This is a genomic window from Lentzea flava, assembly GCF_014648475.1.
Lineage (GTDB): Bacteria > Actinomycetota > Actinomycetes > Mycobacteriales > Pseudonocardiaceae > Lentzea > Lentzea flava.
This window is the reverse complement of record NZ_BMRE01000002.1, coordinates 405,424-421,376: the sequence shown is the minus strand read 5'-3', so window position 1 is coordinate 421,376 and position 15,953 is coordinate 405,424. Positions and strand designations below refer to the sequence as shown.

At 69.0% G+C, this 15,953-nt stretch carries 16 protein-coding genes; 4 read left to right on the top strand and 12 right to left on the bottom strand.

Translation table 11 applies throughout. From position 1 onward, the window contains the following. Positions 1-6: 6 nt before the first annotated feature. The 5 genes from IEZ09_RS06225 to IEZ09_RS06205 form a co-directional block, all read right to left on the bottom strand. Entirely contained in the window at positions 7-705 is a 699-nt protein-coding gene (locus IEZ09_RS06225; protein WP_189252570.1) for an acyl-ACP--UDP-N-acetylglucosamine O-acyltransferase family protein, read from the bottom strand. Positions 706-815: 110 nt separating this feature from the next. Next, positions 816-2,069, bottom strand: coding sequence for a serine--tRNA ligase (gene serS / locus IEZ09_RS06220; RefSeq protein WP_189252569.1), 1,254 nt, complete (start codon positions 2,067-2,069; stop codon positions 816-818). An 88-nt stretch (positions 2,070-2,157) separates the two neighbouring features. Further along, positions 2,158-2,613: a DUF350 domain-containing protein gene (locus tag IEZ09_RS06215; RefSeq protein WP_189252568.1), complete on the bottom strand. Its 456-nt coding sequence runs from the start codon at positions 2,611-2,613 to the stop codon at positions 2,158-2,160. 21 nt (positions 2,614-2,634) lie between these two features. Then, positions 2,635-3,798, bottom strand: coding sequence for a glutathionylspermidine synthase family protein (locus IEZ09_RS06210; protein ID WP_189252567.1), 1,164 nt, complete (start codon positions 3,796-3,798; stop codon positions 2,635-2,637). Between the two features lie 6 nt (positions 3,799-3,804). Further along, a complete protein-coding gene (locus IEZ09_RS06205; RefSeq protein ID WP_301324787.1) occupies positions 3,805-4,443 on the bottom strand; it encodes a hypothetical protein in 639 nt (212 codons plus the stop codon). 192 nt (positions 4,444-4,635) lie between these two features. Here IEZ09_RS06205 and IEZ09_RS06200 point away from each other — a divergent pair, with 192 nt between their 5' ends. Together IEZ09_RS06200 and IEZ09_RS06195 are read left to right on the top strand one after the other, a co-directional pair. Beyond that, positions 4,636-5,652: a septum formation family protein gene (locus IEZ09_RS06200; RefSeq protein ID WP_189252566.1), complete on the top strand. Its 1,017-nt coding sequence runs from the start codon at positions 4,636-4,638 to the stop codon at positions 5,650-5,652. Next, on the top strand, positions 5,649-5,999 hold the full coding sequence (locus tag IEZ09_RS06195) for a metallopeptidase family protein (RefSeq protein WP_189252565.1): 351 nt from the start codon (positions 5,649-5,651) through the stop codon (positions 5,997-5,999). The genes IEZ09_RS06200 and IEZ09_RS06195 overlap by 4 nt, the downstream gene beginning before the upstream one ends. Here IEZ09_RS06195 and IEZ09_RS06190 read toward each other — a convergent pair. Beyond that, entirely contained in the window at positions 5,996-6,601 is a 606-nt protein-coding gene (locus IEZ09_RS06190) for a histidine phosphatase family protein (RefSeq protein WP_189252564.1), read from the bottom strand. The two genes, IEZ09_RS06195 and IEZ09_RS06190, sit on opposite strands and share 4 nt — an antisense overlap. Beyond that, positions 6,598-7,488 carry a prephenate dehydratase gene (pheA, locus tag IEZ09_RS06185; RefSeq protein WP_189252563.1) on the bottom strand — a complete coding sequence of 297 codons (891 nt, stop codon included), beginning with the start codon at positions 7,486-7,488 and terminating at the stop codon, positions 6,598-6,600. Before pheA ends, IEZ09_RS06190 begins: the two co-directional genes overlap by 4 nt. Before the next feature lie 135 nt (positions 7,489-7,623). Here pheA and IEZ09_RS06180 point away from each other — a divergent pair, with 135 nt between their 5' ends. Next, on the top strand, positions 7,624-8,142 hold the full coding sequence (locus IEZ09_RS06180) for a macro domain-containing protein (protein ID WP_189252693.1): 519 nt from the start codon (positions 7,624-7,626) through the stop codon (positions 8,140-8,142). A 45-nt stretch (positions 8,143-8,187) separates the two neighbouring features. Here the strand turns inward: IEZ09_RS06180 and IEZ09_RS06175 are convergent, their stop codons facing one another. After that, the gene (locus IEZ09_RS06175; protein WP_229812279.1) at positions 8,188-8,625 is read right to left on the bottom strand and encodes a GNAT family N-acetyltransferase; all 438 of its coding nucleotides are present in this window, start codon (positions 8,623-8,625) and stop codon (positions 8,188-8,190) included. 118 nt (positions 8,626-8,743) lie between these two features. Here IEZ09_RS06175 and IEZ09_RS06170 point away from each other — a divergent pair, with 118 nt between their 5' ends. Then, a complete protein-coding gene (locus IEZ09_RS06170; protein ID WP_268247602.1) occupies positions 8,744-9,361 on the top strand; it encodes a response regulator in 618 nt (205 codons plus the stop codon). Here IEZ09_RS06170 and IEZ09_RS06165 read toward each other — a convergent pair. Genes IEZ09_RS06165 through IEZ09_RS06150 form a run of 4 tightly spaced genes read right to left on the bottom strand, consistent with a single transcriptional unit; the run spans position 9,339 to position 15,879 of the window. Further along, positions 9,339-10,442, bottom strand: a complete 1,104-nt coding sequence (locus IEZ09_RS06165; RefSeq protein ID WP_189252560.1) for a GAF domain-containing sensor histidine kinase — start codon at positions 10,440-10,442, stop codon at positions 9,339-9,341. The genes IEZ09_RS06170 and IEZ09_RS06165 overlap by 23 nt on opposite strands. Before the next feature lie 5 nt (positions 10,443-10,447). Further along, on the bottom strand, positions 10,448-13,444 hold the full coding sequence (gene cydD / locus IEZ09_RS06160; protein WP_189252559.1) for a thiol reductant ABC exporter subunit CydD: 2,997 nt from the start codon (positions 13,442-13,444) through the stop codon (positions 10,448-10,450). A 1-nt stretch (position 13,445) separates the two neighbouring features. After that, positions 13,446-14,414, bottom strand: a complete 969-nt coding sequence (gene cydB / locus IEZ09_RS06155; protein ID WP_189252558.1) for a cytochrome d ubiquinol oxidase subunit II — start codon at positions 14,412-14,414, stop codon at positions 13,446-13,448. Between the two features lie 10 nt (positions 14,415-14,424). Beyond that, on the bottom strand, positions 14,425-15,879 hold the full coding sequence (locus tag IEZ09_RS06150) for a cytochrome ubiquinol oxidase subunit I (RefSeq protein ID WP_189252557.1): 1,455 nt from the start codon (positions 15,877-15,879) through the stop codon (positions 14,425-14,427). Positions 15,880-15,953: the final 74 nt, after the last annotated feature.

Here is a 15,953-nt window from a genome sequence, read left to right as displayed (position 1 = left end):
ACGGCGTCAGTGCTGCTCGGCGCGCTGGGTCCACGCCTTCAGCAAGGTGGTGAGCTCCTCCGGCAGACCGGCGGGAACCTCCTGCTCCTTCCCCGTGAGGAAACCCGTGAGCGCGGCGATTGATTCCTCGCTGCACCCGCGGCGCTGCAGGCCGATGACGTTGACGCCGGTCGTGCGGGCGGGGTTGCCCAGCGTGATCGTGAACGCACCCACCTCCTTGCGGATGGCGGAGCCGAGGCCGACCATCGCGCCGGGCCCGATCTGCACGCCCTGGTGCACGACGGTGCCGAGGCCGATGTTGCTGCCCGACCACACGTGGCAGTGCCCGGCGATCTGGACGGCACTCGTGATGACGACGTTGTTGTCGACCACGCAGTCGTGGGCGATGTGCGCGCGGCCCATGACGTAGTTGTCGTTGCCGACCCTGGTGGCGTCCGTGACGCCCTGGTTGATCGTGACGAACTCGCGGATGCGGTTGCGGTCGCCGATCACCACACCGGGGCCCTCGACCTCGCCGTCCCAGCCCGCGACGTGCGGTGCGCTGAGGTACTCGGCCGGCCCGCCGATGCTCACGTGCGGCCCGATGAAGTTGCCGTCGCCGATCCGGCACGGACCGGCGATCACCGTGTAGGGGCCGATGACGTTGTCGTCGCCGAGCTCGACCTCCGCACCGATGATCGCGGTCTCGTGAATGCGGTTCGCCACCTGGTCCGTCCTGCCCGTCGGTTGCCGTGTAACCCACGCCACCAGCGGATTCGCCGGGCGCGGACGGGTAGCCACTGTACCGGACCGGCTGGTAGGGCCAGTTGGGCCGCCTACACCGGCTTGAGCACTTCCTGGCCGCCCATGAACGGCCGCATGGCCTCCGGGACGGTGACGGAGCCGTCGGCGTTCTGGTGGTTCTCCAGGATCGCGACGATCCACCGCGTGGTCGCCAGCGTGCCGTTCAGCGTGGCGGCGATCTGCGACTTGCCGTTCTCGTCGCGGTAGCGCACGTTGAGCCGGCGCGCCTGGAACGTGGTGCAGTTCGACGTCGAGGTCAGCTCGCGGTACTTCTGCTGCGTCGGCACCCACGCCTCGCAGTCGAACTTGCGGTGGGCCGACATGCCGAGGTCGCCGGTGGCCGTGTCGATGACGCGGTAGGGCACCTCGATCTTGGCGAGCATCTCCTCCTCCCACGCGAGCAGCCTGGCGTGCTCCGCCTCGGCGTCCTCGGGCTTCACGTAGGAGAACATCTCGACCTTGTTGAACTGGTGCACGCGGATGATGCCGCGGGTGTCCTTGCCGTACGACCCTGCCTCGCGCCGGTAGCACGACGACCAGCCCGCGTACCGCTTCTCGCCGTCGAGGATCTCGTCGGCGTGGTAGCCCGCGAGCGGCACCTCCGACGTGCCGACGAGGTACAGGTCGTCGTTCGGCAGGTGGTAGATCTCGCTCGAGTGCGCGCCGAGGAACCCGGTGCCCGCCATGATCTCCGGCCGGACCAGCGTCGGCGTGATCATGAGCTGGAACCCGTTGGCCGTGGCCTGCTGCGCGGCCATGTTGAGCAGCGCGAGCTCGAGCTGCGCGCCGACGCCCTTGAGGAAGTAGAACCGGCTGCCGCCGACCTTGGCGCCGCGCTCCATGTCGATCGCGCCGAGTTTGGTGCCCAGGTCGAGGTGGTCGAGCGGCTCGAAGTCGAACGTGCGCGGCTCACCCACCGTCTTGAGCACGACGAAGTCGTCCTCGCCGCCGACCGGCGCGTCCGGGTGCACCAGGTTCGGGATCTTGGCGAGGAGCTCGTTGACCTCCTCGGCGGTGGCGTTCTGCTCGGCCTCGGCGGCCTTGACCTCGGCGGCCAGGTCCTTCGCCTTGGCGAGCAGGGCGTTGCGCTCGTCGCCCTTGGCCTTGCCGACCTCCTTGCCGAGCACCTTCTGCTCGGCACGCAGGGTGTCCGCGCGGGAGATGGCGGTCCGCCGGCGCTCGTCAGCGGACAGCAGGGAGTCGACGACGCCCTCGTCCTCGCCGCGGGCGCGCTGCGAAGCGCGCACGATCTCCGGGTTCTCGCGCAACACCTTGAGGTCAATCACCCTGAAAAGGGTAGTCCCCGCCCGTTCCACCTCTCATCCGGATATCCGGATGCGGCGGTGCGGGCGGGGACTGCGCGTCTCGGACGGGCTAGCTGATGGCGACCGCCACCACGAGACCGAGGGCGACGTGCGCGGAAGCGACGACGGCCGAGGCGGGCGCGAACCGGTCCGACTCGATGATCGCGCCGATGTCGAGCCGGGTCACGAACTCCAGCAGGCGCACCGCGGCGACCTGCACGACGATGCCGACCAGGCCGTAGACCAGCGCGGACAGCAGGCCCTCGTCGAGCTTGCCGACCGAGCTGGTGATGGCGATGACGACGATGAACGCCATCGACAGCAGGCCGGAGGCGGTCACGATGACCGCGTTCGGGGCGCCGTTGCGGACGAGGGCGGACAGCTTGCCCGGCGTCGTCCAGTCGATCGCGTAGAAGCCGAACACCATGAGGACGAGACCGACGACGGCGTACAGCGCGATCGCGCCGATGTTCCGGCCCAGGGTCGCGCCGAAGCCGGGATCCAACGCGAGCAGCGTGGTCGTCATTAGCTGTTCCCTTTCGGAGTCTTACTCAACAATTCGATGCGGCACGAACGCCGCGCCATCGTCGGTCACGAGACCGACCGTTTCCCGGATGCCGAGGCCTGCCGACGTGTCGCCGACGACCCAGGCGCCCAATGCGGGGCGGTAGCCGTCGAAGTCCGGAAGCGGATCGAACAGCTGGTACACGAAACCTTCTTTGCCGTACACACCACCGGTCTGCGTCTCGTAACCGGGGGCGACGATCTGGATGTTCGACCCCTCGCGGCCGAGCAGCGGTTTGCGCACGTACTCGGTGAGCATGCCGGGGTCGTTCAGGTAGGCCGGGAGCAGGTTGGGGTGGCCCGGGTACATCTCCCACAGGATCGCGAGCAGCGCCTTGTTGGAGAGCAGCATCTTCCACAGCGGCTCGATCCACAGGGTTCCGGGCAGCGACTCGACGGCGTGCCGGCCGAACTGCTCCTCGACCACCCACTCCCACGGGTAGAGCTTGAACACCGTGCTCATCGGGGCCTCTTCGAGGTCGACGAACCGGTTGAGCAGCGTGTCCCAGCCGATGTCCTCCATCGAGATGCCCACCGTGTTGAGGCCCGCCTCGGCGGCCGTCTCCTGCAGGCAGGCCGCGGTGAGGTGGTCCTCGCCGGACGGGTCGGCGCTCGACCAGCTGAAGTGCAGCTCACCGGAGGGCAGCTTGGCGCCGATCTCGGCCCAGCGCTCGACCAGGCGCTCGTGCAGCGAGTTCCACTGGTCGTCGTCCGGGAAGACGTCGGTCTTCCAGTACCACTGGATGTAGGCGGCCTCGAGCAACGACGTGGGAGTGTCGGCGTTGTACTCGAGCAGCTTCGCCGGGCCCGACCCGTCGTAGCGCAGGTCGAAGCGTCCGTAGACGTGCGGGTCGCGGCGGCGCCACGACTCGGCGATGTGCGGCCAGACCCACTCGGGGATGCCGAAGTCGCGGTAGCGCTCGGTCAGCACCACGTTGTCGACCGCGTCGAGGCACATGGAGTGGAGCAGCTCGACGTCGGCTTCCAGCGAGAGGATCTCGCTCATCTCGAACACGTAGTGCACCGACTCGTCCCAGTAGGGCCGGTCGGAGCCGTTCGCGTACTTGGCGGGCAGGCCGAAGACCAACCCCTGGTCCGACACCGTGCGCTGCCAGTTCGGCCGCGGTTGCGAGGTTTCACGACGCAACTTCGGTCAGCCTCCGCTGCTCGACGAGCCGCTGCTGATGCCGAAGCCACCGCGCTGCACCGTCGTGCCGGACTTGGTGGTGACGTTCGCGCCCTTGGGGATGGTGTAGCTGCCGCCCGTCACCTTCTGACCGACCACGCCCGTGCCGCCGTAGTTGTAGCGGTACGAGTTGCTGCCGATGTAGATGAAGCCACCGCTCGAGTACCCGCCGTGACTGCGGTAGTACGAGTCGCTGCAGTAGTCGTCGTCGACGATGACGTTGTTCTGGTCCGTGCACTGCGCCTGGACGTTCTTCGGGCTGGCGGCGGCGTACCAGATCGCGACCAGCGCGACGACGCCCAGCGTGACGCCACCACCGATGAGCAGGCGCTTGCGCGTCTTGCGGCGCTTCTCGAACGCGGCGGACTCGGCGGCGAACCGCTCCTGCTGAGCCTTCAGCGCGGCGGCACGAGCCCGTTGCTCGGCGACCGTCGGCTGACGCGGCTTCGTCACACCGGCCTGCTGCTGGCGGACGCTGCCCTTGCCCTTCTTCACGGGCGGCTGCGGCTGCGGCGCCGGCTGGTACGGCGGCGGCTGTTGCGGCTGGCCGGGCTGCCCTGGCTCGGGCGCCGGCCGGCCAGGTCCTGGCTGGTTGTTGTCAGTCATCACCACTCCCGCGGGCAAGGTACCGAGCGAAGCAGCCGAAACACGGCCGATTGAGTGACGAGTGTCCTAATAGCAACACTCGACCCAACCCGGCGCACAGCCGTCTCACACAGCACGGGCATCATGGATGAGATGTCTCCGAGCGCCGGTTGGTTGAGTCGATCAGGTCACATCCGCGACACGCGGCTTGTGATGGTCGGCGCTTTCGTCGGAGCGTTCGCCCTGCTGATGTTGTCCGCCTTCACGTCCGTGCTGGCAGGAGGCCCGCTCAGCACCAAGCGCGAGCTCGTCAACGCGGCCTACCAGGCGAACGCCGGCGAGTGCCTGAACTGGGACAAGGCAGACCTCTCCGACGCGCAGAAGGTCGACTGCGGCGCCGCCCACCGCTTCGAGGTCACCGGCACGGCGGACATCACTGCGCAGTACCCCAAGGAAGCGCCGTTCCCGAACGCGGAGGCCTGGGAGAAGATCGCGCAGGAGCACTGCACGCAGGCGGCCAAGACGTACATGTCCGACAAGCTCGACCCGGAGGGCAAGTACGGCGTCAGCACGCTGAACCCCGACGAGCACCGCTGGTCGAGCGGCTACCGCCAGCTCCGCTGCGGCCTGCAGGTCACCGCACCGTCCGGAGCGGCCCTGCCGTCGTACGGCAGCGCCAAGACCCAGGACCAGTCGAACGTCTACGACCCCGGCATCTGCGTGGCGCTGGGCGAGAACAACACGGTCGGCGACCCGGTCGACTGCGCCCAGCCGCACGCGTTCGAGATCATCGGCGTCGTCCAGCACCCCGAGGGCGAGTTCCTGCCGACCGACAAGCAGGACGCGATCATGTCGGAGAAGTGCGCGGCCATCGCCAACGAGTACACCGGCGGCGCCGACCTGAAGGCCAAGGGCCTGCTCGTCACCTGGGACACCCGCTCGGAGAAGAGCTGGGCCGTCGGCTCCCGCAAGGCCAACTGCAAGATCGGCGCCGTCCCCCAGGGCAACAACCTGGTGGCGTGGAAGGACAGCGTCCGCAACCCCAACGGCGCCCCGCTGACCACGTCGAACCCGCCCCAGACCACCGCGGTGAAGCCCCAGGACGAGCCGACCGGCGCCCCGCTGCACTCGGACACCAGCAAGCCGTCCGAGTCGGGCAAGCCCACGGAGTCCGGCAAGCCGGACAAGCCGTCGTCGAGCGAGCCCACGACGACCACCGAGAAGCGATGACCGTGGAGATGACCAGGGCTCGTTTCGACGAGCTGGTCGAAGAAGCCCTGGACATGATCCCGCCCGAGTTCATGTACGCCATGAACAACGTGGTGGTGCTGGTCGAGGACCGCAACCCCGAGGAGCCCTCACTGCTCGGGCTGTACCAGGGGATCGCGCTGACCGAGCGCAACACGGACTACGGCGGCGCGCTGCCGGACCACATCTTCATCTACCGCGAGGCGATCCTCGACATCTGCGAGTCGGAGGACGACGTCGTGGAGGAAGTGATCATCACCGTGGTGCACGAGATCGCGCACCACTTCGGGGTGGACGACGCGAAGCTGCACGAGCTGGGCTGGGGCTAAGCCACCTCGACGCCCGCCCACGAGCGGCACACCCAGCCGTCGCCCTCGCTCTCCAGCACCACGACCCCGGTGTTCGGCAGCAGGTTCTCCGCCAGCTCCACCGGCACGTTGTCCGCGAGCGCTAACGCACCCATGCGGCCCGCGCCGCCGTGCGTCACGACCATGACCGTGCCGTCCTGGCGGATGGAGCGGATGGAGTCGATGGCGCCGAGGAACCGGTCCAGCACCTGCTGCCCGGTCTCGCCGCCGCCGGGGAACGCCACGTGCAGGGCGCCCTCCGCCCACTGCATCACGGTGTCGAGGTAGGTCTTGTAGGCCTCGGTGTCGTTGCGGCCTTCGAGGGAGCCGACCTGGATCTCGTGGATGCCGGGGAGGATCTGCACCGGCAGGCCGAAGCGTTCGGCGGTGGGGGCGGCGGTTTGCTGGGCGCGCAGGCCGATGCTCGCGTAGACGGCGGTGATCTCCTCGCCGGCGAGGGTGTCGGCCAGTTCGCGGGCCTGCTTGTGGCCGAGCTCGGTGAGCGGAGGACCCGGCATGGCCGTGTCCAGCTTGCGTTCGATGTTCGACGCCGTCTCGCCGTGCCTGACCAGCAGCAACCTCACCCGCGCTCGCCCTTTCTGACAGCATCGACCCAAGCGGCGGCTGCGGCGAACTCGTCGTTGTGAGCCTCAACGGGCTCGTGGTCGGCCTTCGGGAAGGACCCGAGGAACCGGATCTCGCGCGAGTGTCGGTGCAGCGCGGCCAGCGCGTCACCGATCCTCGGTTCTGCGATGTGCCCCTCGACGTCGATGTAGAAGCGGTACTCCCCCAGTTTGCCCTTGGTGGGGCGCGATTCGAGGCCGGTGAGATTGATCCCACGCAACGCCAGCTCGGTGAGCAGCTCGGACAGGACGCCCACGCGGTTCGGGGTGGTCACGACGACGCTGGTGCGGTCTGCCCCGGTCGGCTCAGGCAGTGCACCCGGTCGGCGCAGCAGCAGGAAGCGGGTGCGGGCGTCGGCGACATCCAGGACGTTCGTCGCGTACTCGTCGAGTTCGTAGTGGTGCACGGCGACGGGGGCGGTCACGGCGGCGTCGAACTCGCCTCGTTCCACGGCGGCAGCGGCGGCAGCGGTGGACGACGTGGCGATCGAGGTGACGCCGGGCAGCGAGTCGGCGATCCACTCGCGGACCTGGGCCAGGGCGTGCGGGTGCGAGGCGATCGTCCTGATCTCGGTCGTGCCCGGACGGACCAGGACGCTGAAGCGGACGTCGAGCACCGTCTCGGCCACCGCGACGACCGGCTCGTCGCGCACCAGGGCGTCGAGCGTCGCGGGCACGGCGCCCTCGACCGAGTTCTCGATGGGCACGCACGCGAACTCGGTTTCGCCCTTGCGCACCGAGGCGATGGCGAGCTGAATCGTGTCCACCGGGACGAGTTCGGAGCCGAAGCGGAGAGCGGCCTGCTCGGTGAAGGTCCCTTGTGGTCCGAAGTACGCAATGCGCTGCATCGCGTCAGCGTAGAGGCGCACATCACGCGTGTGTCAGCGGCCAAACCCGGGTTCCGTCAGGACCGTTCGAACTGGAATGCTTGGGGCGTGCCCGCTCTAGCGCCTGAACTCGTGTTGTGCGCGGTCGACGAACCGATGGCGAACGCCTGGCTCGCCGTCGCGGACGGACGCCTCGGAGTGCGGGTGCATCGCGGGTCGGTGCTCGACATCAACGCGCAGGCGATAGTCAGCCCCGCCAACTCCCAGGGCTGGATGCGCGGCGGCATCGACGCCGTCTACGCCACGGCGTTCCCCCAGGTCGAGAACAACGTCCGCAGTGCGGTGCTCGCCCTGCACGGCGGTGAGCTGCCCGTCGGCGAGGCGCAGATCGTCGCTACGGGCGAGACCGAGCCGGCGTGGCTCATCAGCGCGCCGACGATGCGGGTGCCCGGTGAGCGGCTGCCGGTCGACACCGTCCACCCCTACCTGGCCGCACGAGCCGTGCTGAGGCTGTGGCTCGAAGGACGCCTGGAGGACGGCACGCCGGTGCGCGACGCCGTCCGCACCATCGCGATGCCGGGGCTCGGCACCGGGGTGGGAGGCGTCGCGCCGTCCACGTGCGCGCATCAGGTCGCGGCCGCGTGGGACGAGGCGTTCAACCCGCTCCATGTGTAGAAACCTGTGCACAACCCTGTGGACAAGGGTGTGGACACCTGTGGACTACTGGCGAGGTGCGACCCATCGTTCCAGGTCAACCTCGTCTGTGATGGGGATGCCGTAATCCCCAACCGCGGGGATCTCCGGCTTCAGCTTCCGGGCCTCGCGCACCGCGTCCGGTCTCAACGCCGCCAGCTTGAAGCCGCGGCGCTGGTAGAAGCGCAACGCGTCGAGGTTGTCGTTGGTGGTCGTCAGCCGCACCCGGCTGCAGCCCAGGGTGCGCGCTTGGCGGACCGCAGCGTCGACCAGCGCGGTGCCGACGCCGCGGCCCCGCCGCAGCGCGTCGATCGTCACGATCTCGAGCTGGTGGTTCGCGACCGCGTAGGTCAGCAGACCGAGGACGTGGCCCTGCTTCTCCACGAGGAAGCCCGGCAGACTGGCCGGGAAGAACACCTCGCCGTGCGCGACAGCCGTGTGCGCTCCCCATAGCTCGAGTACCAATCGGGCAACAACTATGCGATCAGCTTCCTCGATCGGTCGTACCGAGCCTTCTGCCATGACAAGAACTGTGCCAATACGAGTCACGCTCAGGAACAGCCATTCGACGTACGGTGGATTCGTGCCAGTGCGAGTTTTGTTGGTCGACGATCACGAGGTCGTGCGCAGAGGACTGCGCGAGATGCTCGACGACGAGGCGGACATCTCCGTCATCGCCGAAGCCGGCTCGGTCGACGAGGCGGTGACCAGAGCTCAGAAGACGCAGCCCGATGTGGCCGTCGTGGACGTTCAGCTTCCCGACGGCAGTGGCGTTGACCTGTGCCGGTCGTTGCGCGACCTGGGCATCCGGTGTCTCGTGCTGACCGCGTTCGACGACGAGGAGGCGCTGATCGGGGCCATCATGGCCGGTGCGTCCGGCTATCTGCTCAAGCAGGTTCGCGGTCAGGACGTCGTCACGGCCGTGCGCGAGGTCGCGGCTGGACGGTCCCTTCTGGACCCCGCGACGACGGCGCGCGTGCTCGAACGGATGCGCAATCCGGCCCCCGTCGGCCTCACCGATCAGGAACAGCGCGTGCTGGAGCTCATCGGTGAGGGCCTGACAAACCGCCAAATCGGTGAACGGCTCTTCCTCGCGGAGAAGACCGTGAAGAACTACGTGACGTCCGTGCTCGCCAAACTCGGCATGGAACGACGGACGCAAGCCGCCGCCTGGGTGGCTAAACGGGGACGGACCAGGTGAGCGTCGTCCCGTTCGGCGAACTCACGACGCGGAAATCGCCACTCGCGGACTTCGCCCGTTCGGCGAGATGCCGCAATCCGCGCTGAGTCACACCGGACGGGATGCCGCACCCGTTGTCCGCGACGCGCAGCAGCAGATGCTTCTCATCGCGCCGTACGTCGATCTGCACGTTCGTCGCGCCTGAGTGCCGTACGACGTTGGACAACGCCTCGCGCAACGCCGCCCGCGCGTCGTCGGCGTGCCTGCGCGGCACGTTCGCCAGGTCGCCCGCCACATGAAGGCGCGGCGAAAATCCGAGCAGCTCGCCTGCCGTGCGGACCTCGGCGTTGATCGAGTCGAGCAGGTCGGCGGAGTCGGCGGGGTCGGTGTTGCGCAGCTTGCGGACGGTCGCACGGACCTCGGCGATCGTCTCGTCGACGAGCTCGACGGCTTCGTCGATCCTGGCGCGCTGGGAGGCGTCGAGCTTCTTGCCCAGGCGCCGTTCCAGCAGGCTGAGCTGCACACCTGCCCCGTAGAGCCGCTGGATGATCACGTCGTGCAGGTCGCGGGCGATCCGCTCGCGCTCCTCGTAGACGGCGACGCGCTGCCGTGCCGTGAAGCCCTCGGCGAGCACGACCGCGAGCCCGGCCTGAGCGGCGAACGCCGTCAGCACGTCCACGGTCTCCTGCGTGAACGGCGGCTTGTCCCGCCTGCGGTAGACGGCCAGCGCGCCGATCTTGCGGTCCGACGTGCCGAACGGCGCCACGGCGAACGGCCCGTAGTTCCGCAACGCCTGCGGAACGTACGGGGCGGTGCGCGGGTCGCTCGTCACGTCGTCGGCCATCACCGGGACGCCCGTGCGCGCTGCCTTCGCGGCGGCGCTGCGCGGGCTCAACGCGGCGGTGATCGGTTCGCCGCTGGACGCCTCGACGGTGAGCGTGCCGTCGTCGGCCGTGGCGAGCATGGCGAGCCCGAGGTCGGCGTCCGCGATCTCCGCGGCCGCCTCCACCACGAGCCTCAGCACGTTCTCCGGGTCTTCCAGCGCCGCCGACGTGATCTCGGTGGACGCGACGAGCACGCGCCGCGCCAGGGAGGGGTCCATGGTCCTCAACGGTATGCGGGCGTGCCGAGGTCCAGCACCAGGTCCGCCCTCGCCGCCTCGTCCGGGCGGTGCGTGATGTGCAAGATCGTCCGCTTGTCGTTCCTGAGCTGCTCCAGCAACCGTTGCGCTGTCGGCTCGTCCAGATGCGCGGTGGGCTCGTCGAGCAGCACCACGTCGGCGTCGTGCAGCAACGCCCTTGCCAGCGCAAGCCGTTGCGCCTCGCCGCCCGACACCTGGTCGGGCCGGATCACGGTGTCCAGCCGGTCCGCCCATTCCGGCAGGCAGGCCTTGCGCAACGCCTCGCGCAGCTCCTCGTCGTCGTGGGGGCCCGACATGCGCAGGTTCTCCCGCACGGTCGTGCTGACCAGCATCGGCTCCTGCGGGCACCAGGTCGCGCGCGGCAGTTCCGCGATGCCGCGCTCCGGCTGCAGGAACCCCAGCAGCAGCGCGAACAGCGTCGACTTGCCGCTGCCCGACGGTCCGACGATCGCCACGTGCGTCCCCGGCTCGATGTTGAGGTGCAGGTCGCGCAACGTCGGCTCGGTCGCACCTGGCCAGCGGACGTCGACGTTGTCCAGCCGGATCCGCCTGCCCCGCGGCGCTTCCGGACGTTCTGGAGCGTCGAACTGCAGCCGCGCGCTCGCCTCCTGCAGCGCCTTCCGCTGCTGAGCTGCCAACGGCAGCGCGGCCAGCGGCTCGGCGAGTGCGAGCGGGACCAGCCCCAGCACGGGGTTGCCGGTCGTGGCGCAGATCAGGGCCGCCAGACCGGTCGCGAGCAGCACGATCGCCGTGGCAGCGCCCGTGCCAAACGCTTGCTTGCGGGTCTCCCCGGCGAGTTCGACGTCCTCGGCGTGGAGCTGCGCGAGCAGTCGGTGGTGGGCGTTGTGCGCGATGAGGTCCGGTGCGGCCGCAAGGGCGTTGATCGTGTCCTGGGCGACCTTCCTGCGGCCACGCGCGAGCTTCGTGCTGGCCCGGCGTTCCGTCCAGACGGCAACCGCCGGGGCGGTCAGACCGGCCGCGAGGAGCAGGCCACCCAGCGTCAGAGCTGCCACAGGATCGATGAACGCGAACAGGACCGTGGTCGCTATACCCGCGCCGATGGCCACGACCGGCGGCACGAGGACGCGCGGCACCAGGTCGCGGACAGTGTCGGTGTCCTCGACGAGCCGCTGCAGGCCGTCGCGGCGCTGGGTGCGGACCAGCCGCAACCACAGCTCGGCGCGCAGATCGGTCGCGAGCTTGAACGCCTCGTGGTGCGTGACCAGGCGTTCGACGTACCGCAGCACGCCCTTGCTCAGCGCGAACGTCCGCACGCCCACGACCAGCACGGTCAGCGTGAGGATCGGCGGCTGCTGGGAGGCCCGGAAGATCAGGTGCGCGGCCAGCGCGGTCAGCGCGATGCCGGCCAGGGTGGCGAGCACGCCGAGCCCAGCGCCCTTCCACGGGATCGGGAGCCGCTTCGGACGTTCCTGCTGCGTCTCCTCGGTGACGACCTTGGCGATCGTCTCCTCCTCGTCCGACGCCTTGTCGCGGTGCGAGGCGAGGACGACGGCGGCCGTGGCACTTGCTCTCTTGATCGCTTTGTCGACTTTGCGACTTGTCACCGGGTCGAGGTGCGCGGTCGGCTCGTCGAGCAACAGAACCGTGGCGCCGTGGCGGACCCTCAGCAAAGCGCGCGCGACCGCGACGCGTTGGCGTTCACCGGTAGAGAGGTCGGTGATGCGGCGGTCGAGCAGATGCTCAGCCACGACCTCACGCGCAACTTCTTCGATGTCGTCGGCGCCGGGAACGGTGAGCTCCAGCTCGGCGCGCGGTGTGGCGGCGGCGAACGCGGGCTTCTGCGGCACGTAGGCGATGTCGCCCGCGACGAACGCGGTGCCGTCCGTCGGCTCCAGGAAGCCGAGCAGCACCTGGAACGTCGTCGACTTGCCCGCACCGCTCGCGCCTTCGAGCCGGTAGATCTCGCCCGGCCGCACGTCGAACGTGAGCCCGTCCGGAGCGAACCCGCCCCTGCGCAGGACGCGCAGGTTGTCGACGTGAACGGACCCGCCGGGGACCCGCGGTCGAGTCCTGTCCTCGTGGTCGACCACCTCGGCGACGCGGCGCACGGCCTCCAGGCCGTCCTCGCTGGCGTGGTGAGCGGCACCGGCCGCACGCAGGGGCAGGTAGCACTCTGGCGCCAGGATCAGCACCACCAGCGCAGTCATCAACGTCATGTCGCCGTGCACCAGCCGGACGCCCACGCCGACCGCGATCAACGCGACAGACAACGACGCGGCGATCTCCAGGACGAGGGCGCTCAGGAACGCGATCTTGAGCGTGCCCATCGTGGCCTTGCGGTGCTGTTCGCCGATCTGGCGGACGGCGGTCGCCTGCTGCTTCGCGCGACCGAACACGGTCAGGACCGGGAGCGCCCTGAGCAGTTCGAGGAGTTGCGCCGACAGCAGCTCGGTGACGTCGGCGGCCTTCTTGACGCGCTTCTCGGTGTACCAGCCGATCAGCGCGGCGAAGAGCGGGATGAGCGGCACGGTGACCGCGATCAGGATCGCCGACGGCCAGTCGGTGAAGAGGATCCACGCGCCGACCAGCGGCGGCACGACCACCGCGGTGACCAGCGCGGGCAGGTAGCGGGTGAAGTAGGCGTCGAGCGCGTCCAGTCCCTTGGTCGCGAGCACCGACAGCTCGGCCGTGCCGCGTTCGGCGATCCAGCCGGGACCGCGCTCGAACGACCTGGCGAGCAGCTGCGTGCGCAGTTCCTCCTTGGCACCGGCGGCGGCGCGGGCGGCTGCCGACTCCGTGGCCCACGAGAGACCGGCACGGGCGACCACGGCGACGGCGAGCAGCGGCAGCAGATCGGTGTTGCCGGTGATCACACCGGCCAGCGCGACCGCCTGGGCGACCAGCGCGAGCGAGTTGAGGAACGCCAGCGCGCCCACCCCGACGAGGGCGCGCCTGGCGTTCTTCGAGAGCTGGGGCAGTGCACCCAGCGGGCCTCGGTTCACGTCAGTGCACCGGGATGTGCCGCACGCCGATGCGCTTGCGGAACACCCAGTAGGTCCAGCCCTGGTAGATCAGCACGGCGGGCGTGCCGAACGCCGCCACCCACGTCATGACGGTCAGCGTGTACGGGCTCGACGCCGCACCCGCGACGGTGAGCGAGTACGCCGGGTCCAAAGTGGACGGCAGCACGTTCGGGTAGAGCGAGGCGAACAGCACCGTGACGGTCGCGGCGACGGCGAGCCCCATGAACGCGAACGCCTGTCCTTCGCGACCCGCCCAGAGCCGCCACAGCGCGAGTCCCGCGAACAGGACCACCGGCAGCGCCCAGAACCCCGCGACGTAGAGCAGCAGCGCCACCAGCGGCAGCAACGCGACCGGCGCCATCGTCAACGCCATCCGGCGTGCCCGTTCGCGGATCTCGCCCTCGGTCTTGAGCGACACGAAGATCGCGCCGTGCACCAGTGCGTAGCCCGCGATCGCCAGCGCGCCGAGCAACGACTGCAGCGTGATCGCCGCGAACGGCGAGCCGACCCGGTCACCGTTGGCGTCGATCGGCAGTCCGATCACGGTGGTCGCGATGACCAGCCCGACGCCGAGCGCGGCGACCCACGAGCCCACGAAGATCACGGTGTCCCAGACCTTGCGCCAGCGCTCCGAGTCCACCTTGCCGCGGTACTCGAACGCGACGCCGCGGCCGATCAGCGCCAGCAGGAACAGCGTTAGAGGCAGGTACGCGGCACTGAAGAGCGCCGCATACCAGCCGGGGAACGCCGCGAACGTGGCACCGCCCGCGACGAGGAGCCACACCTCGTTGCCGTCCCACACCGGCCCGATGGTGTTGATCATGACCCGGCGCTCGGTGTTGTCGCGCCCGAGGAAGGGCAGCAGCATGCCGACGCCGAAGTCGAATCCTTCGAGGAACAGGTAGCCCAGCCACAGCAGGGCGATCACGCAGAACCAGAGCGTTTCCACAGCTTCTCCCCTAGTACGCGAACGCCAGCGCGCCGTCGTCGGTTTTCGCGGGAATGACCCCGGCGACACCACCGCGGACGTACTTGCGGATCAGGTAGACCTCGACGCAGGCCAGCGCCCCGTAGGTCAGCGTGAGCGCGATCAGCGAGGTGAGGATCTCGCCAGGTGCGCTGTTCGAGACCGCCTGCGCGGTGAACATCCAGACACCGTCCACACCGGACGGGTTCGGCACCACCACGAACGGCTGCCGCCCCATCTCGGTGAAGATCCAGCCGAAGCTGTTGGCGAGGAACGGCGTCGCGATGCCGGCGAGCGCGGTGATCGGGAACCACTTGCCCCTGGGCACGCGACCGCCGCGGGTCAGCCACAGCATCACGAGGCCCAGTCCCGCCGAGATCGCGCCGAAGCCGATCATCAGCCGGAAGCCCCAGTACGTCACGGGAAGCGCCGGCACGTAGTCGATCGGCTTGCCGCTCAGCTCACCGAGCCGTTCGTCGACCGGGTAGTTCGTGCCGTACTTCTCCTGGTACATCGGGACCAGGTCCTGGATGCCCTTGACCTCGCTGGTGAAGTCGTTGTTGGCGAGGAAGCTCAGCAGCGCCGGCACCGTGATGCTCTTGACGTTCTCGCAGTCGGGCCTGCGGACGTCACCGATCGCGAAGATCGAGAACGCGGCGGGCTCCTCGGTGTGGCACAGGGCCTCCGCCGCGGCCATCTTCATCGGCTGCTGCTGGAACATCAGCTTGCCCTGCACGTCGCCGCTGATCGCGAGCACCGCGAACGCCACGACGCCGACCCAGGTGCCGAGCTTGAGCGAGCTGCGCCAGACACCCTCCTCGTCCGACTTCTTCCACAGGTGCCAGGCGCCGATGCCCACGAGGAACGTGGCGGCGACCGCGAACGCACCCGCGATGGTGTGCGGGAAGGCGGCGAGCGTCGTGTTGTTGGTCAGCACGGCCCAGATCGAGGTGAGGCGAGGACGCCCGTCCTCCAGCACGATGCCGACCGGGTGCTGCATCCACGAGTTGGCGGCGAGGATGAAGTACGCGCTGGCCATCGTGGCGAGCGAGAACGCCCAGGCACACGCGAGGTGGACCTTCTTCGGCAGCTTGTCCCAGCCGAAGATCCACAGGCCGAGGAACGTCGACTCGACGAAGAAGGCGACGAGGCCCTCCATCGCGAGCGGGGCACCGAACACGTCACCCACGAACCGCGAGTAGGCGCTCCAGGCCATGCCGAACTGGAACTCCTGCACGATGCCCGTGACGACACCCATGGCGAAGTTGATCAGGAGGAGCTTCCCCCAGAACTTCGTCATCTTGTAGTAGCGCTCGTTGCCCGTGCGCACCCACGCGGTCTGCATCGCCGCCACGAGCAGCGACAGGCCGATCGTCAGCGGCACCATCAGGAAGTGATAGACGGTGGTGATGCCGAACTGCCACCGCGCGAGTTCGAGTACGTCCACGTCAACGAGCGTATGTCCGGATCATGGCCCCGATCAGGTACGACGGTCCTGTCCGGACTCGGGACCAAGGTCCC

Coding starts and splice junctions, on each gene's coding strand:
- IEZ09_RS06215 (WP_189252568.1), bottom strand. CDS start 2,613: ATGACGACCACGCTGCTCGCGTTGGATCCCGGCTTCGGCGCGACCCTG.
- IEZ09_RS06205 (WP_301324787.1), bottom strand. CDS start 4,443: ATGACTGACAACAACCAGCCAGGACCTGGCCGGCCGGCGCCCGAGCCA.
- IEZ09_RS06200 (WP_189252566.1), top strand. CDS start 4,636: ATGGTCGGCGCTTTCGTCGGAGCGTTCGCCCTGCTGATGTTGTCCGCC.
- IEZ09_RS06195 (WP_189252565.1), top strand. CDS start 5,649: ATGACCGTGGAGATGACCAGGGCTCGTTTCGACGAGCTGGTCGAAGAA.
- pheA (WP_189252563.1), bottom strand. CDS start 7,488: ATGCAGCGCATTGCGTACTTCGGACCACAAGGGACCTTCACCGAGCAG.
- IEZ09_RS06180 (WP_189252693.1), top strand. CDS start 7,624: ATGGCGAACGCCTGGCTCGCCGTCGCGGACGGACGCCTCGGAGTGCGG.
- IEZ09_RS06165 (WP_189252560.1), bottom strand. CDS start 10,442: ATGGACCCCTCCCTGGCGCGGCGCGTGCTCGTCGCGTCCACCGAGATC.